Source organism: Streptomyces sp. NBC_00286, from assembly GCF_036173125.1.
In the GTDB taxonomy this organism is placed as follows: Bacteria; Actinomycetota; Actinomycetes; order Streptomycetales; family Streptomycetaceae; genus Streptomyces.
The window spans coordinates 9,489,915-9,513,730 of the sequence record NZ_CP108054.1 but is presented as its reverse complement, the minus strand read 5'-3'; the positions used below and the strand labels follow the sequence as shown (position 1 = coordinate 9,513,730).

Sequence of the window (23,816 nt, the reverse complement as noted above, 5' to 3'; positions counted from 1 at the left end):
CGTTCAACGGGCGGGCCGGGATGCACGATTCGCTACGGGAGGGCTTCTCGATGACCGAAGGCGCAGAGGGCAAGGCGGGCAGAGAAAGCAAGGACAGCGGGCCGACCCGTCGCCAACTGGTCGGAAAAACCCTGGCGTTGGGCGGCGCACTGGCCCTCGTACCCTTCCCGGCGGGCCCCGCCTCGGCCGCGCCCAAGCACAGCCGACCGACCCTGCGACCCGGAACCCCCGAGCGTGCGGGCCTGCTCGCCGGCCATCTGCGCCAACTCGTCGCGGATGCGGAGAAGTTCCTCGGCCCCTCCCCCAAGTACCCCTGGTACGCAGGTGCCGTGTTACTCGCCGGACGCGGCGGCACGGTCGCCCTGCATCAGCCGATCGGCAAGGCGGTGCGCTACTCCGCGTACGACGAGAAGACGGACACCGGCGTGGAGTTTCCCGCCGGGCAGCAGATCCCGATGGCCGAGGACACGATCTTCGACCTCGCCTCGGTCTCCAAGCTGTTCACGTCGATCCTGGCCGTGCAGCAGATCGAGCGGGGCGCTCTGGAGCTGGAGGGGAAGGTCGCCTCGTACCTGCCGGAGTTCGGGCGGGCGGGAAAGCAGGACATCACGATCCGCCAGCTCCTCACGCACACCTCCGGGTTCCGCGCCTGGATACCGCTCTACAACGCGCCGACGTACGAGGAGAAGCTCCAACTCATCTGGAACGAGGCGCCGATCGCCCCGCCGGGCAGCGCGTACCTCTACTCGGACCTCAACCTGATCTCGCTCCAACTGGTCCTGGAGCAGATCACCGGTCACCCTCTGGATGCACTGCTCCGAAACGAGATCACCGCTCCACTAGGGATGCACCGCACTCGCTACAACCCGCCCGCCTCCTGGAAGCCGAAGATCGCCGCCACGGAGGACGCCCGCAAGCCCTGGTCCGGGATCGACCGCGGCCTGGTGTGGGGCGAGGTGCACGACGAGAACGCGTACAGCCTGGGCGGGGTCGCGGGCCATGCGGGCGTCTTCTCCACCGCGTGGGACCTCGCGGTCCTCGGCCGCACGCTCCTCAACGGCGGCTCGTACGGCAGGGCCCGGATCCTGAAGCCCGAGTCGGTGGACCTGATGTTCACCGACTTCAACACGGCGTTCCCAGGCGATGAGCACGGCCTCGGCTTCGAGCTCTACCAGCACTGGTACATGGGCGCGATGGCCACTCCACGCACCGCGGGCCACACCGGCTTCACCGGCACGTCGATGGTCCTCGACCCCACGACCGACTCCTTCCTGATCGTGCTGGGCAACTCCGTTCATCCGGTACGCAGTTGGCGATCCGGCTCCGCTCCCCGGGTCGCCGCCGCGAACAATCTGGCACGGGCGGTCCCGGTCCGGCCCGCGCGAGGGCGTACGGCCTGGTTCTCGGGCATGGCCACCGCGACGTCCGCGACGCTGACGCTCCCCGCGCTCGCCGTCCCCGCCGGCGGCCGGCTGCGGTGCGCCCTGTGGTGGGACACCGAACCTCGGTCGGACGCCCTGTTCCTGGAGTCCTCGGCGGACGGCGGCACGACGTGGCAGCCGGTGCCGTTCACGACGCGGCGCCAAGGCGGGGAGACGCAGGAGCATCCGGCCGGTTCGGTGACCGGCTGGTCGGGCCGGGTCTGGCACCGGCTCACCGCGGACCTGGTCGCGGCGCCGCAGGTCCTACTGCGGTGGCGCTATACGACGGACGAGCGCTACGTCGGCCGCGGCGCGTACGTGGACGGTCTGCGCGTAGAGGACGACGACCGCGTCATCTTCGACGAGGCGAGACCGGCGGACGCGGCACGAATCGAGGCGAAGGGCTGGACGCCGTCCGGCGACTGACCGGCGACTGGCGGGCGGCGGACCAGCAACTTGGCCGACGCCTGACAAGCTAGCGGGGCTACCCGCGCCTCTGACCCTTCAGCACCGCCATCGCCGCGTTGTGCCCCGGTACCCCGCTCACTCCGCCGCCCCGCACGGCGCCCGCGCCGCACAGCAGGATGTTCGCGTGCCGGGTCTCCACGCCCCAGCGGCCGGTGCCCTCCTGGGCGTAGGGGAAGGCGAGGTCGCGGTGGAAGATGTTGCCGCCGGGCAGCCGCAGGTCGCGCTCCAGGTCCAGGGGGGTCTTCGCCTCGATACAGGGCCGACCGTCCGCATCCGTGGCCAGACAGTCGGCGAGGGGTTCGGCCAGGTGGGTGTCGAGTTGCGCGAGGGTCGACTTGAGCAACTCCTCGCGTACGGCGTCGTTGTCGTGGGCGAAGAGCCGGGCCGGTGTGTGCAGGCCGAAGAGGGTGAGCGTCTGGTAGCCCTGCCGGACCAGATCGGGGCCCAGGATCGTGGGGTCTGTGAGCGAGTGGCAGTAGATCTCGGAGGGCGGGGCGGCAGGCAGCTCACCGGACGCGGCCTGAGCGTGTGCGGTCGCCAACTGCTCGTATCCCTCGGCGATATGGAAGGTCCCGGAGAACGCCTCGCGCGGATCGACGGAGGTGTCGCGGAGCCTAGGCAGCCGCTTGAGCAGCATGTTCACCTTGAGCTGGGCGCCCTCGGCGGGAGCGGGAGGCTCCTCTCCGGTGAGGCTCGCGAGCTCCTGGGGCGAGGCGTTCACCAGGACGTGCCGGGCGGCGACGACTCCCTCCGCGTCTTCCGTCCGGTACGTGACCTCCGCCGCTCGTCCGTCGCTCTCGACCCGCACGACCTCGTGCCCGGTCGCGATGACGGCACCCGCTGCGCGGGCGGCTCCGGCCAGTGCGTCGGTGAGAGCGCCCATACCGCCGACCGGTACGTCCCAGTCGCCGGTGCCGCCGCCGATCACGTGGTAGAGGAAGCAGCGGTTCTGGCGCAGGGAGGGGTCGTGGGCGTCGGCGAAGGTCCCGATGAGTGCGTCGGTGAGCACGACGCCTCGTACGAGGTCGTCGGCAAAGTTCTCCTCGATGACCGTGCCGATCGGTTCCTCGAAGAGCACCCGCCAGGCTTCCGGGTCGTCGATGCGGCGGCTCAGTTCGTCGCGCGTCGGCAGGGGTTCGGTGAGGGTGGGGAACACCTGCTTGGCTACGCGGCCGGTCATGGCGTAGAAGCGCTGCCAGGCCTTGTACTCGCGGTCCGAACCCGTCAGTCGCGCGAAAGCCTCTCGGGTGCGGCGCTCGCCGCCGCCGACGAGGAGGCCGGTCGGGCGTCCGTCTCGCTCGGTGGGCGTGTACGAGGACACTGTGCGGGCGCGGACTCGGAAGTCGAGGCTGAGATCCCGCACGATCTTCCTGGGCAGAAGGCTGACCAGGTACGAGTAGCGGGACAGGCGTGCGTCCAGGCCGGCGAACGGGCGGCTGGACACGGCGGCGCCGCCGGTGTTTTGCAGGCGCTCCAGTAGCAGTACGGTCCTTCCCGCGCGGGCCAGGTAGGCGGCGGCGACCAGACCGTTGTGGCCTCCGCCGACGATCACTGCGTCGAATTCCTCGTGTCCCTTGAGTGCGCGCATGCCTCTTCGTAACACGGGGTGATCTAGGTCGGCCATAGATACGCGGCAGGCGGCGGTGCGCTTGGGGGGTTCCTTTTCCCCAGCCCCGCCCCTTCCCGAAACTGGGGCTGCGCCCCAGGCCCCCTGCCTCCGGCTGGGTGGGGCGCCTACGGCGGGTGGGTGGGTGCCTACCGGGGTGGTGGGTGACATGTTGTGTCGCGGCTGCGGGTTCGTTGTGGCTGGTCGCGCAGTTCCCCGCGCCCTAAAAAACCTGCGACTGCCCGCACCCCGAAGAGCAAGCGAACCGAAAAGGCCCCCGCCCCGGAAGGGGCCCGCGCCACGAACCAGCCCGCGGCCCGAATGGGCCCGCGCCCGTACCGCCCGCGACCCGGAAGGGGCCCGAGCCCCCGTACCCGCCCGCGCGGAAAAGCCTGGACCCCCGACTACCGGCAGCTTCCCTCCGGTGGGAGGGGACGTGGGCCGGTGCGTCGTATGCCCGTCGCTTAGCTTCGGTCTGGGCATACCTGCGCCCTGTGTCAGCACGGGGCCGTATGCCCTGTTGGCGACGGGCTGACGCACCGGACCACGGCCCCGCACCCAGCAACCACCCAAGGGGCGCGGGGAACTGCGCGAGCAACCACAACGCACCCGCAGCCGCGACACGCAGTGTCACTCGCCACCCCCTGGCGGGGTTTCGGGAAGGGGCGGGGCTGGGGAAAGAAACCGCCTCAACCGCCAGAGGCACGCCGCTGCCGAAGCGACGCCACCCGCCGGTACAACTCCACCGCCTCCGCACCCCGCCCCAACTGCTCCAGGCAATGCGCCTCGTCATTGCGACTGGCCAGCGCATCGGGGTGATCCGCACCAAGCACCTGCTCGCGCGCCGCGGCGACCCGCCGGTACTCCACCAGCGCGTCCCCCCAGCGCCCGAGCCAGCCCAGCCCGACGGCGACCTCGCGGCGGCTGACCAGCGTGTCCGGGTGATCCGGTCCGAGGACGCGCTCACGGATGGCGCACACGTCGCGCGACTCGGCCAGCGCCTCCTCCCAGCGCCCCAGCCGGCCGAGGTTGACGCAGAGGCCGTGCCGGGCGCGCAGCGTCTCGGGGTGGGCCGCCCCGTGGACGCGGGTGCGGTCGTCGATCAGGTCGCCGTACAGCGTCAGCGCCTGGGCGCTGCGCCCGAGCCGGCCAAGGCTGATACCGACCTCGTAGCGCGCGGCGAGCGTGTCGGGGTGGTCGGGCCCGAGAGCCGCGGCCCGGGCCTCGGCGACCTCCTGGTAGGTCTGGAGCGCCTCCGGCCAGCGTCCCAACTGACCGAGCGCGTAAGCCACTTCATACCGGGTGACGAGGGTGTCGGGATGGTTCGCGCCGAGCACCCGTCCACGGGCCGCGGCCACATCCACGGCCATACGGTACGAATCCTCCAGCCGCCCAAGCCGGCTGAGGTTGAAGGCCAGATTGTGGCGGCAGCGCAACGTGTCGGGATGGTCGGGCCCCATGGCGCGCTCCCGGACCGCAAGCACCGACGTGTACACCTGATGCGCCTCAAAGTGCCGACCCAACTGCCCCAGCACGTAAGCCATCTCCTGCCGCGCCGCCAGCGTGTCCGGATGATCCGGCCCAAGCACCCGCTCCCTGGACTCGGCCACACGCGTGTACTCGCGCAACGCGTCGGCGGGGCGCCCGGTACGGCTGAGGGTGAAGGCGACCTCGTACCGGCTGGCGAGGGTATCGGGATGGTCCGGCCCGAGCGCGTGCTCGCGTTCGGCGGCGACCGCGCGGTGCACCTCACCGGCCTCCGCCCAGCGGCCGAGGCGCCCAAGGCTCAGGCCCGCGTTGTGCCGACCGGTGAGGGTGCTGATCAACTCCGGTGAGGGAGTAGGCCGTTCTGCCTGGACAGGCTCCGGCGCGAATCGGCTGTCCGTACGGGCGATCCACTCGCCGGTCAGTCCCGCCGCAGCGTCCGGCGGTGTGCTCCGCGGCCCCGCGCCTGCCGCCTTGTGACCGGTGGTCATGCCACGGGTCCAGGACGGCAACCGCGGTTCGCGAGCAGCACCCCCAGCCGCAGCCCCAGCCGCAGCGGCAGCGGCAGCGGCAGCCGCAGCCGCATCCGGCTCCGGCTCCGGCGCCTGCCGGCGCACAGGAGGCGACACCACGGTCGGCACATACACCGGAGTCGTACGAGCCGCACTGATCCGGTGACTCAACTCCCGGGCGTCGCTCGGCCGTTGCTCAGGCTCCTTGGCCAGCAGGTCGAGGATGATCTCCTCGACGTACTCGGGGAGATCGGCCCGGTGGCGCCGCGGCGGCTCGGGAGGCGTGTCCCGGTGTCCGACGAGTACGGCCCAGGCGTCGTCGAGGTCGAACGGCGGCGCCCCGGTGGCGATCTCGTACAGCACACACCCGAACGAGTAGAGATCGCTGCGCTCGTCGACGGTCACGCCGCTGATCTGCTCGGGCGACATGTAGTGCGGGGTGCCCATCGCGATGCCCGTACCAGTCAGTCGGGCAGTGAAACCGATGTCGTGGCCGAGGCGAGCTATGCCGAAGTCGCAGATCTTCACCGTGCCGTCGGTGAGCCGCATGATGTTCGCGGGCTTCAAGTCGCGGTGCACGATGCCCTGTTGGTGGGTGTAGGCGAGCGCGGCGGACACCTGGTCGGCGATCTCCACGACGTCGGCGACCGGCAGCGGATGATGCTTGTTGTCCTCCAGGAGCTGGCTGAGGTTCCGCCCGTCCAGCAGCTCCATGACGAGATAGAGCACGCCGTCGGACTCGCCGAAGTCGTGGACGACGGTCACCCCGCGGTGCTGGAGGGCGGCGGCCACACGGGCCTCGCGCCGGAAGCGTTCCCTCAGGACGCGGGTGAAGGACTGGTCGTGATGGTGGCCCAGTGGTTTGAGGCACTTGACGGCGACCTGTCTGCCCAGCGACTCGTCGCGCGCACGCCACACCTCCCCCATGCCACCGCGACCGATCAGGTCGAGCAGCCGGTACCGGCCCTGGATCAGCCTGGTCTCCCCCATCTCTGCCGCCCGCCCCCGTCGCGTGTGCCCTCCCCTGGCCCGTCCAGTATGGCGAGCTACCGTCCGAGTTTGAACGGGGCAGGCCGGGAGCCGGGGCCGAGCCGTGACATGGCGCGGATAATGTGCTTGGGCGGGAGTTGCCAGCGCACACGTGCGGGAATCCTGCGCAGCATGGTGCCGGTGAAACGCAGTTGAAGGTTCACGGCCTCGCGCGAGGGTGCGGATCGTCCATACAGCTCATGGGCGTACGGCGGCAGTGAGGCGTACGCGACTTCCGCCACGCCCCGCCACACCAGTTCGCGCGCCGGGACGAGCAGGGCGGGTGTCGGCGGCCGGCGCAGGAAGTCCTCGACGTCCCGTGCGTCCTCTCCGGCGGCCAGCTCGGGCCGTATCTTCTCGAAGTACGCGGCGAGTTGGGCCTGGTCAGCGGGTACGTCCACGGGGTCGAGGCCCACCAGGCGGGCACTCTCGCGGTGTTCGCCGATATAGCGGTCGGCCTGCGCTTCCGTGAGGCGGATGCCGGAGCGGCGGGCGACATCGAGGTAGGAGTCGATCTCGGCGCAGTGCACCCAGAGCAGCAGCTCGGGTTCGTCGATCCGGTAGCGCTCCCCCGTGTCGGGGTCCGTGGCGGTGAGCATGGCGTGGATCTTCCGGACCCGGGCGCCCGCCTTCTCGGCCGCCTCCGTGGTGCCGTACGTCGTCGTGCCGACGAAGTTGGCCGTGCGCATGAGGCGACCCCAGGCGTCCTTGCGGAAGTCGGAGTTCTGCATGACGCCGCGTACCGCGCGCGGGTGCAGGGCCTGGAGGTAGAGCGCGCGGATGCCGGCGACCCACATCATCGGGTCGCTGTGCAGTTGCCAGGTGATCGAGTCGGGGCCGAAGAGTCCGGGGTCGCGCTTGTGATCCACGTCCACGCTGCCAGTGTGACCAGGCCATGGCCCTTTGGTACAGCCCCTGCGACACGGAAGGCGAGAGATCGGCCGGGGAGGCGTCGGAGGTCGCGCAAGTCGATCATCGTGGCTTGATTGCATACGTAGAGAATGCAAAAATCTCTGCAAGAGCGCGCATAGATCTGATCGCCTTTGACGAGTACTGTCTACCGCGTGCTGGCTGAGCGAAGACATCAACTGATCCTGCGAGCTCTGCGCTCGGGCGGCCCCGCCTCGGTGACCGATCTCTGCGGGCAACTGGGCGTGAGCGCCGCGACCGTCCGGCGCGACCTGGTCCGGCTGGAAGAGGACGGGCTCCTCACCCGCGTCCACGGAGGAGCGGTCATCGGGGAGGGTGACCAGCAGGGCGATCAGCCGTTCGCAGAGGTCGTCGAGGTGGGCGTGGCCGAGAAGGACGCGATAGCGGTGCGGGCCGCCGCCATGATCGAGGACGGTCAGTCGGTCCTGCTCGACATCGGAACGACCGCCTATCGGCTGGCCCGGCAGTTGCGCGGCCGTCAACTGACCGTGATCACCAGCAACCTGGTGGTGTACGAGGAACTCGCGAACGAGGAGAGCATCGCCCTGGTGCTCCTCGGCGGAATGGTGCGACGCGAGTACCGCTCGTTGGTCGGCTTTCTCACCGAGGACAATCTGCGACAGTTGCACGCCGACTGGCTGTTCCTCGGCACGAGCGGGGTCCGCCCAGGCGGCCAGGTCATGGACACCACCGTCATCGAGGTGCCCGTCAAGCGCTCCATGATCGCCGCCAGTGAACAGGTCGTACTCCTCGCCGACGAGCGGAAGTTCCCGGGCACGGGCATGGCCCAGGTCTGCGGGCCGAGGGAACTCGATGTGGTCGTGACCAACACCGCGGCGGACGCCGCGACCTGCGCGACGCTTCAGGAAGCCGGCGTCACCGTCGTACGGACGTGACCCCGAGGCGGTGGTTCAGCGCCACCGTCCGGACGGATTCCGCTGGTGAGCGCGGCGCTCGCAAGATCAATTCACGGCGCCGGGCAGGAGCCGTACAGATCACGCCACCCTCCAAGTTCAATCAAACTCGCGCAGGATCGCGATGAAGTCTTGCCAGATCTGCGCACCAGGTGCAAGCTTCTGCGTAATTCGAGCAGGTGTCATCACTGCACCGGTACTTCCTGAGCAATAACGCACCATGCCGCCATTCGCTGTCGACGGCTCAGGGGGAGGGGAGCGCTTATGTCTCGGGCCCTGCGACCAGGCAGCTCTGCCCTACGAACTGGCGCAGCCCGGTGCCCGGGTGAAGCACCCGCGGTCACCGATCACGTCGAACAGTAGGAGAACGAAAGTGGATCTGTCCCGTAGACGGTTCGTCCAGACGGCGCTGCTCGTCGCGGCGGGCGCCGGAGTCACCGCAGCGTGCGGGGGCTCGGACAGCAGCAGCGGTACGAAGGACGGCAAGGAACTGACCCTGTGGTACTGGGGCGGTGGCCTCAGCGACAAGGTCGTGGCGGACGCCAAGAAGCAGTTCACGGACGTGACGCTGAAGTCCTCGATCATCGGCGGCACCTTCAAGCAGAAGCTGCTCACCACGATGAACGGCCGCAGCTTCGTACCGGACATCACCGGGATCAAGGGCGAGGACATCGCCTCCTTCCTGCCCAACGCAAGCCGGTTCATCGACCTCAACACCCTGGGCGCCGACAAGATCGCCTCGGAATACCTGGACTGGAAGCTGAAGCAGGGACAGACCCAGGACGGCAAGCAGATCGGCTTCCCGATCGACATCGGTCCGACCGCGATGTACTACCGCGAGGACATGTTCGCGAAGGCCGGACTGCCCACGGACCCGGCCAAGGTGGCCGCGGAGATAGCCACTTGGGAGGACTACTTCGCGATCGGAGCCGAGATCCAGAAGGCGTACCCCAAGGCGTTTCTGCTCAACAACATGACGGCCGTCTTCGACATGTCCCTCGGTCAGGGCAGCAAGCGCATGATCGACGAGGACAACAAGTTCATCGGCGACCAGGACCACGTCCGCACGTGCTGGGACCTCGCCGTGAAGCTCTACGAATCCGGCGCCGACGCCAAGATCAACGACGAGAGTCTGAAAGCCGCCGTGGCCGACGGGTCCGTGGCCACCCAGCTGGGGGCCGCCTGGATGGCGCTGGACGTCAAGGACATGGCGCCGGACACCGCGGGCAAATGGCGGGTCGCTCCGCTGCCCGGCGGGCCCTCCAACATGGGCGGCTCCTTCCTGGCCCTGCCCAAGGAGTGCCGCAACCCGGAAGTCGCCTTCGAGATCATCAAGTGGCTGCTCAGCCCAGAGAACCAGGGCCGTGGCTTCCAGGACGCGGCGCTGTTCCCCTCCGCCCCGGCCGCCTACGAGCTGCCCGCCCTGACCGAAGGCGACCCGTTCTTCGGCGGTCAGAAGACGATCGAGGTGTTCGGCCCGGCCGCCGAGAAGGTGCCGGCCTTCTACGAGGCTCCGGCGAACGCGGCGGTGGCCGTGCCGTTCTACAACGAGCTGACCAGCATCGAGTCGAAAGGCAAGAAGCCGGACGACGCCTGGAAGGACGCCGTCGAGCAGGCCAAGCAGATCGGCAAGCAGCAGGGCGTGAGCTGAAGTGGCAGCACCCCCCACGGCCGGGCCCGCCGCAGCACCCCAGGTTCCTCAGAAGCACCGCCGCACCGACCGGAGTTCCGGACGGCCGCGGCGGCGCCGGGGGCCGCGGCGGCTTCTGTCCTTCTGGCCGCAGTACGTGGCGGTGTCGCCGTTCTTCCTGCTGTTCCTGACCTTCCTGTTCTTCCCGATGATCTATTCGCTGTACCTGGCGTTCCAACGCTGGGACGGCATCGGCGAGATGAGCTACGTCGGGCTTGAGCAGTTCCGCTTCCTGTTCGAGGACCCCACCTTCTGGCTGGCGCTGCGGAACACCCTGGTGATCTGGGTGTTCTCCACATTCCCCATGCTGTTCATGGCACTGGTGCTGGCCACCATGCTGAATTCCACGCGCCGCCTCACGAGCTTCTACCGCGTTGCCTATTTCGTCCCGAACGTCACTTCTGTGGTCGCGGTCTCCATCTTCTTCTTCTCGGCCTTCAGCGACCGGTACGGCGTCGTCAACGCGGCATTGCAGGCGGTGAATGTGCCGTCGGTCCCCTGGCTGAACAACGAGTGGACGATCAAAGCGGTCATCGCCATGCTGATGACCTGGCAGTGGACCGGCTACAACATGATCATTTACCTGGCCGGTCTGCAGGCGATTCCCTCGGATGTCTACGAGGCCGCCAAGCTCGACGGCGCGGGGCCGGTACGGACCTTCTTCTCGATCACCGTCCCGATGATGCGCCCGATCATTCTGTTCACGGTGATCATCTCGACGGTCAACGGCCTGCAGAGTTTTACGGAGCCTCAGGTTCTGTTCGGCAGCAACGCGGCCAACAATCCGAATTCCGGCGGTCCGGGACAAGCCGGACTGACCACGCTTCTGTACTTCTACCACCAGGCTTTCGACAACAACAACTTCGGTTACGCCGCCGCGATCGTCTGGGCGTTCTTCCTGGTCATCCTGCTGTTCGTGGCCATCAACTGGCGACTTGTCCAAGGAAGGAGAAAGGGGTGAAGGCGCTCAAAGTCCGCCGGCCGCGGACCGCCAGAGGAATGCTCCTCCACGCGATCCTGTTGGTCGGGGTCCTGGTCTCGATGTTCCCGTTCTACTGGACCATCGTGATGGCGACCAACACGACGCAGGACATCTCCAAATACCCGCCGAAGCTCACCTTCGGGCCTCATCTGTTCGACAACATCCAGCGCTTGCTGGACAGCATCGATTTCTTCGGGGCGATGTTCAACACGGTCATCGTGGCCGTGAGTACGACGGCGCTCGTCCTGCTTCTCGACTCGCTGGCTGCGTTCGCGTTCGCCAAATACGAATTCCCCGGCAGACGTGTGCTGTTCGGTATGCTGATGGCCATCTTCATGCTGCCGCTCCAGCTCGCGATCATTCCCCAGTACCTCATCATGGCGGAACTGGGCTGGCTGGGATCACTCAAGGCCGTCGTCTTCCCGGCGACAGCGAATGCCTTCGGAATCTTCTGGATGCGTCAGTACATGATCGGCGCCATTCACGACGAACTCATCGACGCCGCCCGCATGGACGGCTGCGGCTTCTTCCGGCAGTACTGGCACGTCGGATTGCCGGCCGTACGGCCGGGGCTCGCCTTCCTCGGCATCTACACCTTCGTCGCCGCGTGGAACGACTACGTCTGGCCGCTCGTCGCCCTGGTCAACCCGGACCGGGTGACCCTGCAAGTCGCCCTCTCCCAGCTCAACGTCTCGCACGGCCGCCAGGACTACGCCATGGTCATGGCCGGCGTACTGCTCGCCGTACTGCCGCTGGTGCTGGTGTTCTCCCTGTTCGCCCGCAACTTCATCGCCGACGCCACGAAGGGGGCGGTGCGCGAGTGAGGGACAGCCACCCTCCCCTGGGCGGGTGGCATAGGTCACGGACTTCGCGACGCACGCGAGGTGGAACGAGACGTGCCGTCTTGTTATGGTGAGGTCATGGCTTTCTTCTACTTTCTCTGAGTCCGGGCACGGCCAACAGCGCCGTTTCTGTTGCCCCGTAGACATCTCGCATCCTCAGGGAAAGTGACATGCGCGAACGCGCCCATACCGCTGTGCCCGCCCCCGTGGCACAGCTGTCCGTCAAGGACGTCACCAAGTCGTACGGCACCCGGACCATCCTCGACCAGGTCTCCTTCACCGTCCGCCCAGGCGAGAAGGCCGCCGTCATCGGCGAGAACGGCTCCGGCAAGTCCACTCTGCTGCGGCTGCTGGCCGGAGCAGAGGTGCCGGACGCCGGGGAGATCACCGGCAGTTTCCCCGGCGGCACCGGCCACCTCGCCCAGACCCTCGACCTCGACCCGGGCTGCACCGTGCAGGACGCCGTCGACCTCGCCCTCACCGAACTGCGCGGCATGGAACGCCGGCTGCGCACGGCGGAGGAACACCTCGGCGAGGCGTCGGAGGACGAACTAGCCGCGTACGGCGAGCTGTTGACCGCGTACGAGGAACGCGGTGGATACGAGGCGGATGCCCGCGTCGACGCCGCCCTGCACGGGCTCGGGCTCGCCGGGATCACCCGCGACCGCCTGCTCGGCTCGCTCTCCGGCGGCGAACAGTCGCGGCTCGCGCTCGCCTGCGTACTGGCCGCCGCCCCCGAACTGCTGCTCCTCGACGAGCCCACGAACCACCTCGACGCAGCGGCGGTTCACTGGCTGGAGGAGCATCTGCGCGCGCACCGCGGGACCGTTGTCGCGGTCACCCACGACCGCGGCTTCCTGGAACGCATCGCCACCACGATCCTCGAGGTCGACCGCGATACGCGCACAGTGCACCGGTACGGCAACGGCTGGGCCGGCTACCGCGCCGCGAAGGCCGCCGCCCGGCGCCGTGCGGAACAGGAGTACGCGGACTGGCTCGAGGAGGTGGCCCGTACCGAGGAGTTGCTCGAGGCCGCCGGGAGGCGGCTGGCCACCACCGGCAAGGACCCGCGGCAGGGCTTCGGCAAGCACCGCCGCTCGCACCAGGCGAAGCTCGGCGGGCAGGTGCGGGCGGTCCGGGAGCGGCTGGCCCACCTGCGACGCAACCCGGTGGCGGCGCCGCCGGAACCGCTGCGGTTCACGGCGGCGCTGACGGCGGCGGACGGAGAGCGTCCCGCCGACAGCCCGCTCGTCGAGTTCGACGGCATAGCGGTCGGTGAACGGCTGCGTCTGGACGGGCCGTTGACGATCGCGCCCGGGCAACGGCTGCTGGTCACTGGCGAGAACGGGGCGGGCAAGACGACGCTGTTGCGCGTCCTGGCGGGCGACCTGGAGCCGGACGCGGGCACGGTACGCCGCTGCGCGCGGGTCGGGTACCTGGCGCAGGAGCTGCCCGCGCGCTCGACGCGGCTCCCGCTGCTCGCCGCCTTCGCGGACGGGCGGCCCGGGCTGTCAGAGGAGTATGCCGAACAGCTGCTGACGCTGGGCCTGTTCCGTGAGGAGGACCTGCACGTCCCGGTCGCGGCGCTGTCGGCGGGGCAGCAGCGGCGGCTGCAGATCGCGAGCCTGGTGACGCGGCCCGCGGACCTGCTCGTACTCGACGAACCGACGAACCACATCGCGCTCGATCTGGTCGAGGACCTGGAGGCGGCACTCGCGGAGTACCCGGGCGCGGTGGTCGCGGTCTCGCACGACCGCGGCTTCCGCGAGCGGTTCCCGGGACAGCGACTGGAGCTGTGCGGCGGCCGCAGATGCTGACTGCTGACCCTGCCGGGCCGAGGGCAAGTGCCCTGGCGCGGGAGGCGTGGGCCTCCGCCCACGAGCGCCGCGCGAGAGCCGCACACGCGGGCCTGGACCAAGGCCCTGGCCGCATCCGCCCACGAGCGCCGCGCGAGGGCCGCACACGCGGGCGCCGGCACCAGGGCTCTGGCCCGGTAGGGCCTGCGACCTCCGCCCGCGAGCGCCGCGCGAGGGTTGCACACGCGGGCGCCGGCACCAGGGCTCTGGCCCCGGCGGGCCCTGGCCCGGTGGGGCCTGGCCCCTCGCCCGCAAGCGCCACGCGGGCTCTGTACCCCTCGCCCCGTCCATCCGTCAGAGATTCACCTGCAACGATTGGAACGACTGAGCCATGACCTACTTCGTGACCCCACAGCAGGCCGCCCGCCGTACCTCCGCCGCAGTCGACGCGGCGGTCGGAGCAGGCCGCGATCTCGGACTCACCGTGACAGATGCCTCCGTCCTCCACGACGTCTTCTCCGTCGTCGTCCACCTCGCGCCCTCACCCGTCGTGGCCAGGCTTCCCACCGTCCTGCCGCGCTCCACGAGCCTCGAATCCCTTGCGCGCCGCCAGCGGGCGGAACTGGACGTGACGCGGTGGCTCGCAGACCAGGGAACCCCCGTGATCCCTCCCAGCCCTCTCATGCCACGGGAACCCGTTCAGCGCGACGGGTTCTCGATGACCTTCTGGCAGTTCGTCGAGGAGGACCGGGGCAAAGAGCCCGACTACGTGGCGAACTCGGAAAGCACCGCCGACCTGCATGCCGCGATGCGCGCATACCCGGGCAGGCTGTCGTATCTGTCGTCGGCGGAACCGCAGTTCATCGAGGAAAGCCTCGCTCTGCTCGAGGAGCGCCCCGACCTCCTCGGTCCGGCCGATCTGGACCGCGCACGCCGCGAGTGGCAGGTCCTGGAGCCTCTCGTGCGGTCACGCACGGCGTTCGAGACACGGTTCCCGGGGATCGACCTCCAGCCCGTCCACGGCGACTCCCCGCCCGCGAACATCTTCTCCGGGACGGACGGGGACCTCTACGCCGACTTCGAACTGATCACTCTGGGCCCCGTCGAGTGGGACCTGGCCGCCCTCGGGCCCGACCTCGAAGCCGCCTACAACCGCGGCGCGCGGCGCAACGGCATGAGGCCGCTGAACGAGGACGTCCTGAGCTTCGTGAACGCCGTGGGGATGCTGCGGGTCATCGCCTCCCTCACGCTGGTGCCACAATTGCCCGTACTGCTCGACTACTTGAAGCCGTCCGTCGACCAGTGGCAGACGATGCCGTTCGCCGGGGGCATGGCCTACTGAGACCCCCCTTGCGGTGGCTCACCGGGCTCCGGTGCGTCACCGTCCCCGGTGGGTCACGCGAGGGCGTTGTGCAAAACGCCTCCGACTGCCGCTCGACGGAGCCGAGTTCGCCGATGACAAACCCGCACTCGACGGCCCCACCGTGCTGAACGACACCAACGGCGAACCCTTCGCCCCCAAGGCCGTCGCCCCAGAGGCGATCCGCCGGAGCCCGGGCGGCAAGAGCCTGCTGTGGACCAGCGAGGGCACCTCCTCCTCGCGGCAGTCGCCGACCCAGGAAACGCACAGGCGGTTCGTGGAGGCTTCACAGACGGCTCCCGTACTGTCATGCACACCCAGCGGGCGACACGGAAGAGCAAAGGCGCGCAGTAATGAGCGAAGAACTCCACGACCACGACAGAGGTCTCTCCTTCGACCTCCCCACGCTTCACCGCCGCAAGATGATCCGGCTGCTGGCCGGCGTGAGTCTGGTCCCGGTGGTGGGCTGCAGCAGCGACGATCCGGCCACCGCCGGCTCCTCACCCAGCTCGGCCTCGCCATCGGCGGCCTCTTCGGGGACCTCCGAGGCGAGTTGCGAGACCATCCCGGAGGAGACGGCGGGGCCCTACCCCGGCGACGGGTCCAACGGCGTCAACGTCCTCAAGGAAAGCGGCGTCGTCCGCTCGGACATCACCTCCAGCTTCGGCTCCGCGAGCGGCAAGGCGGAGGGCGTACCGCTGACGATCACGCTCACCGTCGTCGACGCCGCCTCCGGCTGCGATACGCCGAAGGAGGGCGCGGCCGTCTACCTCTGGCAGTGCGACCGGGAGGGCAACTACTCGCTGTACTCCAAGGGCGTCACCGAGGAGAACTACCTGCGCGGCGTGCAGGAGACCGACGCCAAGGGCAAGGTCACGTTCACCAGCATCTTCCCGGCCTGCTACCCGGGACGCTGGCCGCACATCCACTTCGAGGTGTACGGCAGCCTGGAGGACGCCACCAACGCCACGTCCATCACGGCGACTTCACAGCTCGCCTTTCCGAAAGACGTCTGCGACACGGTGTACGCGAGCGACGGCTACGAGCAGAGCGTGCAGGAGCTGAGCCGGCTCTCCCTGGAGGGCGACATGATCTTCAGCGACGGTTACGACCAGCAGATGGCCACGGTCGAGGGCAGCGTCGAGAAGGGCTACGCGGCCACGCTTACGGTGCCGGTCTGAGCTTGAAGTGCTCTCCTGGCTGTAGCCGGGAGATTCCCTCCTAGCTTGCGGTGGCGGGCTTGACGCCGCGGGGGCGCCTGACGACTGCCCTTCCGGCAGCCGGGACGAGCGCGTGGCCCATCCGGTACAGGTGCAAGACGTTCCGTCTATGTCACCGCGCTGGAGTCCAAATACCGATGTCCGCACTGGCCGTCATGTCGTCTGCAATCTTCATGTCCATTTGGTCTTCGTCACCAAGTACCGGCGCGGGGCCATGACAGGTGAGATGCTGACGCGCTGCGAAGAGATCATGCGAGAGGTCTGCGAGGGCTTCGAGGCTGAACTGAAGCAGTTCAGCGGCGAAGAGGATCACATCCACCTGCTCGTGCACTACCCGCCCAAGGTCCAGCTCTCCAAGCTGGTCAACTCCATCAAGGGCGTCTCCTCCCGTTACCTGCGCAAGGAGTACGACGCTCACGTCCGCCGCTACCTGTGGGGCGGCCACTTCTGATCCGACTCCTACTTCGCCGGAAGCTGTGGCGGGGCGCCGCTGACCGTCGTTCGCCAGTACATCGAGAACCAGCAGCGCGCCGTGTGACGGCCGTCGTGGGCGCCGGTCAACAGCGCGGATCCGTGCCCACAGCCGAAGTCAGAGCAGTTCTCAGATGCGCTTCACCTCCGCCCTGCGGGCGGAGCACTGCCCAAGATCAAAGGTAGAAAAGTGGCGACCGGACCTGCGGGTGCAGGTCCGGTCGCCATCCTGTGCCTTCCAGCGAAGGCGTCAGCGCTCAGTACTCAGCTCAGTGCTCAGTACGAACTGCGCCTCATCCGGCGGAGGAGCAGGAAGCCGGAGATCAAGAGCACCGCTCCGGCCGCGGCCGGCCACAGCTGGGTGCCCGTCTCGGCGAGCGAGCCGCTACCGCCCTGCGGTTGGGTCTCTGCACCGGCCGCCTGATCGTTCCCACTGACGTCCGGCGCCTCGTTGTTGTAGTCGCCTTCACTTCCGTTGCCGTTGTCGTCCGAGCCCTCCGCCGGTGCCGCGTCCTGATCGCCCTGGGTGGGCGAGGGCGTCGCGTACACCTTGGGGTCCGGGCGGTTGGTGGCCGCGTCGCCGACCTCGGGTTCCGCGTCCGGCGCCTTTGTGGCCGGCTCCTGCGGGTCCTTGTCTCCGGCGTCTCCGGCGTTGTCACCGTTACCGGCATCCGCTCCGCCGTTGCCGCCGTTCCCGGCGTCGCCGCCATTGTCGCCGGCTCCGTCGTCAGGCTTCTCCGTCGGCTTGTCCGTCGGCTTGTCCTGCGGCTCCTCACCTGCGCCCGCGTCGCCGCCGGCACCCGCGTCGCCGCCCACGCCGCACTTCCGGCCGGCGTTGATGCAGTCGACCATCTCCTTCATCAGGTCCTCGTCGAAGACGTTGATGAAGTCGCCGTGGTCCGTGACCGGCTTGTGCACCTGCTCTGGGAAAGTGTCCACCGCGAACAACGGAACCGTACGGCCGCCGTCGTTCAGGCTCGGCGCGTCGACGTCGTAGACGATGCGCTGCACCAGCTGCGGGATGGCCTGGAAGCCGTTCCCACAGTTGCCGTTGGCGTCGGCGAAGGCCACGTGGGCGCGGTGGTTCGCGCTGTCGATGTTCCGGCCGTCCCAGCAGCTCTGGAACTTGAAGGTGCGCACCACGTCACTGCCCTGGGGACAGAGCGGGTACTTGTCCTTCAGCTGCCGGTCCTCGAACCCGGTGCAGCTCCACGAGGCGTTGGCGTTCGCGGTGCCGTTGACGAAGGCCTTGGCATCACCGGTAATGATGCGCAGCAGTCGCGGCATCTCGGTCACCTTGCTCTGCGGGTTACCCACAAAGTTCAAGGTCACCTTCTTGGGCGTCACGATCTCACCGACGTTGCCCTCGAGGCCGCCGCCCGGCGAGTTCGCGTCCTGCTCCTGCACGCCGTTCTGCAGACGCAACACCGGCCAGTAGTACGTGGACTTGTCGCCCTGGTCCACGCACGTCGTTTCGCCGTTCGCCAGGTCTTCGTCGCTCGCGAAGGCGTCGTTGGCCTGGTTGCCGATGTAGTCGTGGAAGTGGTGGGCGCCGTTGGTGACGCCGGGAGCCACGATGATGTTGTCCGAGTTGAACAGGCCGTTGGCGTTCACGCCACAGCTGGTGGTGAAGGTGCCGCGGGATGCGTTGGCCTGCTGCTGCGGCTGGGCCACGTTGGGCTGCACGTTCTTGATGTCGACGTAGTCCGCGGCCACGGGAGCCTTCCCGCCCTGACCGCCGTTGTCGCCCTGCTGCTCGCCCTGGCCCTGGTCCTGGTCCTGGCCATCACCCTGGTTCTGGTCCTGACCCTGTTCGCCCTGGTTGGCGTCGCCTGCGTCCTGGCCGTCGCCGCCCTGGTCGCCGTTCTCGCCGCCGCCGGCCTCGTTCCCGGTGGCGCGCAACGTACAGGCGGCAAGGGATTCAAGACCCTGAGGCTTCTCCCCCACACGTCCGATGGCGATGGCGATCCGGTCGATCGTCGCGGTCCGCTTGTCCTTCAGCGGATTCATGATCGCGTTGTCGGCGAAGCCGGCGTCCTGCAGCTGGGCCCGCGCCGTGTTCTGCAGTCGCTGGTAGGCCTCGGCGATCTGCTTGTCGAGGAGGGCGAGTTCCTTGTCGACCTCCGCCCTCGCCTGGTCAGGGACCGCCGTCAACTTACTGCCGACGTCCGGGCAGTCGATGGTGGCGGCACCCGAAGCCAGTACCTGGTCGTTCTGGTTCGGCTGCTGACCCGAGCCGCTCTCGGTGGCCGTGGCGTAAACGTTCGCCGCTACCAGCGCACCTCCTCCCAGCATCAGCGCGGCCGCCGCAAAGGTCGTGCGTCGTGCGCCTGTTGGGCGTCTTCGCGTGTTGCGTCTCACGGGAGTACTCCTACGGTTCGTCGGAGGCACGGGCAAGAATTTCCCCTGCCCCCATACGGAGCCGAGCCCCGCCGTGTTCAAACACCCCAGAAATTCATAGAGACCTCTCACGAATCAGTCGCACCCGAACGGGGGCCACGAGCCCATTCGCACAGCTCAGCGAGGTCGGTTCCGCTCCGTACGCCACCATGAAAGGCATGACGGACACGACGGATACGCCGGACACCCCGGACCCACCACCCACCCCCGGCAACGTGGACAGTGGCGTACGGCTGACGGGCTGCTACTGGCTCGTCACCGCTGTGCGTCCGTGAGGTCCCGACCGTACGTGGCCTTCAGGCGCCGTGGCCGGTGAAGGGGCCGCCCGCGCTGAAGGCCGCGTCGGCGAAGCGTTCGCCGATGCGGCGGTGGGTGGCGGCGTCGGGGTGGAGGTCGTCGGGCAGGGGCAGCTCGGCGAAGTCCCGCTCGCCGTAGAGGTCGCGGCCGTCGAGGTAGTGCAGGTGCGGGTCGTCGGCCGACCGCTGCCGCACGATGCGTGAGAGTTCCTCCCGGATGACGCCTAGCGTCAGCTTCCCGGCGGGGACCTCGGCAGGATCGCCGGTGGCCACGAAGCGCAGCTCTCCGGCGGCGAGGGCGTCGAAGTCGAAGGCGCCGGGGCCGGGCGTGTCCTCGTGGATGGGGCACAGGATGGGCGAGACCATCAGCAGTGGTGTGGTGGGGTGGCCCTCGCGGATGGTGTCGAGGAAGCCCTGCACGGCGGGGGTGAAGGCGCGCAGGCGCATCAGGTCGGCGTTGACCACGTTGATGCCGAGCTTGAGGCTGATCAGGTCGGCGGGGGTGTCCCGGATCGCGCGGGCGGTGAAGGGGTCGAGCAGGGCGCTGCCGGCCAGGCCGAGGTTGATCAGTTCCACGCCGCCGAGGGAGGCGGCGAGTGCGGGCCAGATGGTGGTGGGGCTAGCGGCGTCGGAGCCGTGGCTGATCGAACTGCCGTGGTGCAGCCAGACTTTGCGGCCTCGATCGGGTACGGGCTCGACTGGGGCGTCGGTGCGGAGGGCGACGAGTTCGGTGGTCTCGTTGTGCGGCAACCAGATCTCGATGTCTTTGTGGCCCTCGGGTAGTTCGGTGAAGCTGAGGGTGCCGGGCGGGCCCGGCTGGTGCTCGGCGGCTCCGGTGGTCAGGTCGATCGTCAGGGTGTTGCCGCCCGTCACGGTGGCCTGCGCAGTCAACTGACCGTCCACGAGCAGGTCGTACACGCCGTCCGGGCGGGGCGGGGCACCCACGTAGGTCCGCTTGGTGGGCAGCGTGTCCAGTTCGACGGTGGTGGCACGGGTGCGGAAGAGCAGTCGTACGCCGGAGGGTTGTGACTCCGCCATGGCGAGTTGCGGGTCGGTGTACTGGGCGCGGGCTCGGGCGGGCAGACGGTGGGGCAGTACGCCGTGTGGGGTGGGCTCCAGGTCGAGGGCACCGCGGAGGAGGTCCGAAGTGATGGGCGTGGTGGTCCAGTTGGAGTGGGTGGGCATGGCCTCCGCCTGTTGATCGGCATGGTGGGATTGCTCGGGTTGCTCGGATGTGCCGCGTGGCGCACGGTCTTCGTCCGGTGCCTCAGGGTGCGGGCCAGTTCCGCAACAGCACGTCGAGGGCGTCCAGGATCCGCGACCAGGACACCTGCGAGTCGGGGGCGCTGTGACTGAAGCCGCCGGCCAACTCCAGGCTGACGTAGCCGTGGAAGACGCTGCCCAGCATCCGGACCGCGTGGGTCTGGTCCGGTTCGGCCAGGTCGTAGCCGCGCAGGATGGCCCGCGTCATCTGTGAGTGTCTGCCGCCGGCGCTGGCGGCGGCCGCCTCGGGGTCGAGCCTGAACTGGGCCGCGGCGTAACGGCCGGGGTGCTCCCGGGCGTAGTCGCGGTAGACGTTCGCGAAGGCCGTCAGGGCGTCCTTGCCTGCCCGGCCTGCCAGGGCGTCGGCGGCCCGGTCGGCGAGTTCTTCCAGAGCGAGCAGGGCGATCCTGGTCTTGAGGTCATGGGAGTTCTTCAGATGCGAATACAGGCTCGCGACCTTGACGTCGAACCGCCTGGCGAGCGCCGAGACGGTCACCTGCTCGAAGCCGACCTCGTCGGCCAGTTCGGCTCCCGCCCGGGTCAGGCGTTCCGCCGTCAGCCCTACGCGTGTCATGCCTCTACCTCCCATTCCGCATAAACAATCATGCGACTGCCTAATACCTTTAGGCAAATTACGTAACTGCCGCGGGAGCCCGCTCGCGTGAAAGGCTCAGCAGGCGGCCGGACGACCACGGCGTCGGCCGCCCCATGACATCCCCACAAGGAGAGGCGGCGGCATGCGCATCGGACTGCTCGGTACAGGACCGTGGGCCGAGATGGCCCACGCCCCCGCCTTGAGCGAGCACCGCGAACTGGACTTCGTGGGCGTGTGGGGCCGCCGCAAGGAGGCGGCCGAGGCCCTGGCCGAACGGCACGGGACCCGCGCGTACGAGGAAGTCGACACCCTGCTCGCCGACGTGGACGCCGTCGCGATCGCCCTGCCTCCCTCCGTGCAGGCCCCGCTCGCGGCGCGCGCGGCGCGGGCGAACTGCCATCTGCTGCTCGACAAGCCTCTCGCGGCTAGCGTCGAGGAAGGGCGGGCGGTAGTCGAGGCGGCCGGGCAGGCCGGCGTGGCATCGGTCGTGTTCTTCACGGCCCGTTTCCAGTCCACCACTCAGGCCTGGATCGCCGAACAGGCCGCTCTGGACGGGTGGTTCACGGGGCGCGCGGAGTGGCTCGGTTCGGTGTTCACGGACGGCAGCCCGTTCGCCGACTCGCCGTGGCGACGGGAGAAGGGTGGCCTTTGGGATGTCGGCCCGCATGCCCTGTCCGTACTGCTGCCGGTTCTCGGCGACGTCGAGCGGGTGGCGGCCGCCGCGCACGGCCCGGAGGACACCGTGCACCTGATCCTTCAGCACGTCAGCGGGGCATCGAGCACGCTGACGCTCAGCCTCACCGCTCCGTCCGCTGCAGCCGGGGCCACGCTCGAACTGCGAGGCAAGGCAGGCGTCTCCGTACTGCCCGAGCCGACAGAAGGAGCGGTCCCGTCTCTCATGCGGGCCGCCGACGCTCTCCTCGCCGCCGTCCGCACCGGCCGCCCGGATCCGTGCGACGCCGCCTTCGGCCTGCGGGTCACGGAGATCCTGGCCACGGCAGAGGCCCAGCTCACAGAGCGGAACTGACGGGAATTCCCGGCCATCCCATAAAGCTGCTTTATGAGGTCATAGGCCGGACCCTCGTACCAAGTAAGGCTTGCCTTAGTTTAGGGTTGCCGACGAGTTGCCTGTTCACCACTCGAAGGGAACCTGATCATGCCCCGCCCCCTGCGGGTAGCCATTGTCGGAGCCGGCCCCGCCGGGATCTACGCCGCCGACGCGCTGCTGAAGTCCGAAGTGGCCGCCGAACCCGGCGTGTCCATCGATCTCTTCGAGCGGATGCCCGCTCCGTTCGGCCTGATCCGTTACGGCGTGGCCCCCGACCACCCCCGCATCAAGGGCATCGTCAAGGCCCTCCACCAGGTGCTCGACAAGCCGCAGATCCGCCTCTTCGGCAACGTCGACTACCCCACCGACATCAGCCTGGACGATCTGCGCACCTTCTACGACGCCGTGGTCTTCTCCACCGGGGCGACGGCCGACCGGGCACTCGACATACCCGGCATCCACCTCGAAGGCTCGTACGGCGCGGCGGACTTCGTCTCCTGGTACGACGGTCACCCGGACGTCCCGCGGACCTGGCCCCTGGAGGCGGAGAAGGTCGCCGTACTCGGTGTCGGCAACGTGGCGCTCGACGTGGCGCGCATCCTCGCCAAGACGGCCGAGGAACTGCTGCCGACCGAGATCCCGCCGAACGTCCACGAGGGCCTGAAGGCCAACCGGGCCAAGGAAATTCACGTCTTCGGCCGCCGTGGCCCTGCACAGGCGAAGTTCAGCCCGATGGAGCTGCGGGAGCTGGACCACTCCCCCAACATCGAGGTCATCGTCGACCCCGAGGACATCGACTACGACGAGGGCTCGATCGAGACCCGGCGCGGCAACAAGCAGGCCGACATGGTCGCCAAGACGCTGGAGAACTGGGCGATCCGCGATGTCGGCGACCGCCCGCACAAGCTGTTCCTGCACTTCTTCGAGTCGCCGACCGAGATCCTCGGCGAGGACGGCAGCGTCGTCGGCCTGCGCACCGAGCGCACCACTCTCGACGGCACCGGCAACGTCAAGGGCACCGGCGAGTTCAAGGACTGGGACGTCACGTCGGTCTACCGCGCGGTGGGTTACCTCTCCGACAAACTGCCCAAGCTGCCCTGGGACGTCGAGTCGGGCACGGTGCCGGACAGCGGCGGCCGGGTGCTCGAGGACACCGGCGCGCACCTGCAGTCGACGTACGTCACGGGCTGGATCCGGCGCGGCCCCGTGGGCCTGATCGGCCACACCAAGGGCGACGCCAACGAAACGGTCGCCAACCTCCTGGACGACTACACGAACGACCGCCTGCACACGCCCGGTTCACCCACTCCGGAGGCCGTGGACGCGTTCCTCGCCGAGCGCAACGTCCGCTTCACGACGTGGGAGGGCTGGTACCGCCTGGACGCCGCGGAAAAGGCACTGGGCGAGCCCGAAGGCCGTGAGCGCGTGAAGATCGTCGAACGCGAGGACATGCTCAAGGAGAGCGGCGCGTAACACTCGAGCCGCGTG

The 23,816-nt window shown here is 68.8% G+C and carries 16 protein-coding genes and 1 pseudogene; 11 read left to right on the top strand and 6 right to left on the bottom strand.

Annotation, left to right across the window (positions count from 1 at the left end):
- Positions 1–50 precede the first annotated feature (50 nt).
- Positions 51–1,847, top strand: a complete 1,797-nt coding sequence (locus tag OHT21_RS42955; protein ID WP_328773658.1) for a serine hydrolase — start codon at positions 51–53, stop codon at positions 1,845–1,847.
- Between the two features lie 58 nt (positions 1,848–1,905).
- Here OHT21_RS42955 and OHT21_RS42950 read toward each other — a convergent pair whose 3' ends face one another.
- The 3 genes from OHT21_RS42950 to OHT21_RS42940 all read right to left on the bottom strand — a co-directional run bounded on the left by OHT21_RS42950 (position 1,906) and on the right by OHT21_RS42940 (position 7,396).
- Positions 1,906–3,513, bottom strand: coding sequence for a phytoene desaturase family protein (locus OHT21_RS42950; protein WP_443050578.1), 1,608 nt, complete (start codon positions 3,511–3,513; stop codon positions 1,906–1,908).
- A gap of 671 nt (positions 3,514–4,184) precedes the next feature.
- Positions 4,185–6,482, bottom strand: a complete 2,298-nt coding sequence (locus OHT21_RS42945) for a serine/threonine-protein kinase (RefSeq protein WP_328773656.1) — start codon at positions 6,480–6,482, stop codon at positions 4,185–4,187.
- Between the two features lie 56 nt (positions 6,483–6,538).
- The gene (locus tag OHT21_RS42940) at positions 6,539–7,396 is read right to left on the bottom strand and encodes an oxygenase MpaB family protein (protein WP_328773655.1); all 858 of its coding nucleotides are present in this window, start codon (positions 7,394–7,396) and stop codon (positions 6,539–6,541) included.
- Between the two features lie 189 nt (positions 7,397–7,585).
- On the opposite strand from OHT21_RS42940, the gene OHT21_RS42935 reads away from it, so the two are divergent.
- The 8 genes and pseudogenes from OHT21_RS42935 to tnpA all read left to right on the top strand — a co-directional run bounded on the left by OHT21_RS42935 (position 7,586) and on the right by tnpA (position 16,793).
- Positions 7,586–8,347, top strand: a complete 762-nt coding sequence (locus OHT21_RS42935; RefSeq protein ID WP_328773654.1) for a DeoR/GlpR family DNA-binding transcription regulator — start codon at positions 7,586–7,588, stop codon at positions 8,345–8,347.
- A gap of 391 nt (positions 8,348–8,738) precedes the next feature.
- The gene (locus OHT21_RS42930; RefSeq protein ID WP_328773653.1) at positions 8,739–10,016 is read left to right on the top strand and encodes an ABC transporter substrate-binding protein; all 1,278 of its coding nucleotides are present in this window, start codon (positions 8,739–8,741) and stop codon (positions 10,014–10,016) included.
- A 136-nt stretch (positions 10,017–10,152) separates the two neighbouring features.
- Complete coding sequence (locus OHT21_RS42925) at positions 10,153–11,016, top strand: carbohydrate ABC transporter permease (protein ID WP_328773652.1); 864 nt, start codon at positions 10,153–10,155, stop codon at positions 11,014–11,016.
- Positions 11,017–11,054: 38 nt separating this feature from the next.
- Positions 11,055–11,861 carry a carbohydrate ABC transporter permease gene (locus tag OHT21_RS42920; RefSeq protein WP_328774441.1) on the top strand — a complete coding sequence of 269 codons (807 nt, stop codon included), beginning with the start codon at positions 11,055–11,057 and terminating at the stop codon, positions 11,859–11,861.
- Between the two features lie 188 nt (positions 11,862–12,049).
- A complete protein-coding gene (abc-f, locus tag OHT21_RS42915) occupies positions 12,050–13,696 on the top strand; it encodes a ribosomal protection-like ABC-F family protein (protein ID WP_328773651.1) in 1,647 nt (548 codons plus the stop codon).
- Between the two features lie 370 nt (positions 13,697–14,066).
- Complete coding sequence (locus OHT21_RS42910) at positions 14,067–15,017, top strand: phosphotransferase (protein WP_328773650.1); 951 nt, start codon at positions 14,067–14,069, stop codon at positions 15,015–15,017.
- Positions 15,018–15,388: 371 nt separating this feature from the next.
- Complete coding sequence (locus tag OHT21_RS42905) at positions 15,389–16,216, top strand: intradiol ring-cleavage dioxygenase (RefSeq protein WP_328773649.1); 828 nt, start codon at positions 15,389–15,391, stop codon at positions 16,214–16,216.
- A gap of 148 nt (positions 16,217–16,364) precedes the next feature.
- Positions 16,365–16,793: pseudogene (gene tnpA / locus OHT21_RS42900) on the top strand (IS200/IS605 family transposase).
- A 209-nt stretch (positions 16,794–17,002) separates the two neighbouring features.
- On the opposite strand, the gene OHT21_RS42895 reads toward tnpA, so the two are convergent.
- The 3 genes from OHT21_RS42895 to OHT21_RS42885 all read right to left on the bottom strand — a co-directional run bounded on the left by OHT21_RS42895 (position 17,003) and on the right by OHT21_RS42885 (position 21,259).
- A complete protein-coding gene (locus OHT21_RS42895) occupies positions 17,003–19,021 on the bottom strand; it encodes a DUF1996 domain-containing protein (RefSeq protein WP_443050701.1) in 2,019 nt (672 codons plus the stop codon).
- A gap of 401 nt (positions 19,022–19,422) precedes the next feature.
- Entirely contained in the window at positions 19,423–20,607 is a 1,185-nt protein-coding gene (locus OHT21_RS42890) for a GDSL-type esterase/lipase family protein (protein ID WP_328773647.1), read from the bottom strand.
- A gap of 82 nt (positions 20,608–20,689) precedes the next feature.
- Complete coding sequence (locus OHT21_RS42885; protein ID WP_328773646.1) at positions 20,690–21,259, bottom strand: TetR/AcrR family transcriptional regulator; 570 nt, start codon at positions 21,257–21,259, stop codon at positions 20,690–20,692.
- A 163-nt stretch (positions 21,260–21,422) separates the two neighbouring features.
- On the opposite strand from OHT21_RS42885, the gene OHT21_RS42880 reads away from it, so the two are divergent.
- Both OHT21_RS42880 and OHT21_RS42875 read left to right on the top strand, forming a co-directional pair.
- Positions 21,423–22,307, top strand: coding sequence for a Gfo/Idh/MocA family protein (locus tag OHT21_RS42880; RefSeq protein ID WP_328773645.1), 885 nt, complete (start codon positions 21,423–21,425; stop codon positions 22,305–22,307).
- Between the two features lie 129 nt (positions 22,308–22,436).
- Entirely contained in the window at positions 22,437–23,801 is a 1,365-nt protein-coding gene (locus OHT21_RS42875; RefSeq protein WP_328773644.1) for an FAD-dependent oxidoreductase, read from the top strand.
- Positions 23,802–23,816 lie beyond the last annotated feature (15 nt).

Bases quoted from the DNA above. Each gene is read 5' to 3' on its own strand.
- OHT21_RS42885 (WP_328773646.1), bottom strand. From the start codon at position 21,259: ATGACACGCGTAGGGCTGACGGCGGAACGCCTGACCCGGGCGGGAGCC.
- OHT21_RS42890 (WP_328773647.1), bottom strand. From the start codon at position 20,607: ATGCCCACCCACTCCAACTGGACCACCACGCCCATCACTTCGGACCTC.
- OHT21_RS42945 (WP_328773656.1), bottom strand. From the start codon at position 6,482: ATGGGGGAGACCAGGCTGATCCAGGGCCGGTACCGGCTGCTCGACCTG.
- OHT21_RS42905 (WP_328773649.1), top strand. From the start codon at position 15,389: ATGAGCGAAGAACTCCACGACCACGACAGAGGTCTCTCCTTCGACCTC.
- OHT21_RS42955 (WP_328773658.1), top strand. From the start codon at position 51: ATGACCGAAGGCGCAGAGGGCAAGGCGGGCAGAGAAAGCAAGGACAGC.
- OHT21_RS42880 (WP_328773645.1), top strand. From the start codon at position 21,423: ATGCGCATCGGACTGCTCGGTACAGGACCGTGGGCCGAGATGGCCCAC.
- OHT21_RS42875 (WP_328773644.1), top strand. From the start codon at position 22,437: ATGCCCCGCCCCCTGCGGGTAGCCATTGTCGGAGCCGGCCCCGCCGGG.
- OHT21_RS42910 (WP_328773650.1), top strand. From the start codon at position 14,067: ATGACCTACTTCGTGACCCCACAGCAGGCCGCCCGCCGTACCTCCGCC.
- OHT21_RS42920 (WP_328774441.1), top strand. From the start codon at position 11,055: ATGCTCCTCCACGCGATCCTGTTGGTCGGGGTCCTGGTCTCGATGTTC.
- OHT21_RS42895 (WP_443050701.1), bottom strand. From the start codon at position 19,021: ATGCTGGGAGGAGGTGCGCTGGTAGCGGCGAACGTTTACGCCACGGCC.
- OHT21_RS42950 (WP_443050578.1), bottom strand. From the start codon at position 3,513: ATGGCCGACCTAGATCACCCCGTGTTACGAAGAGGCATGCGCGCACTC.
- abc-f (WP_328773651.1), top strand. From the start codon at position 12,050: ATGCGCGAACGCGCCCATACCGCTGTGCCCGCCCCCGTGGCACAGCTG.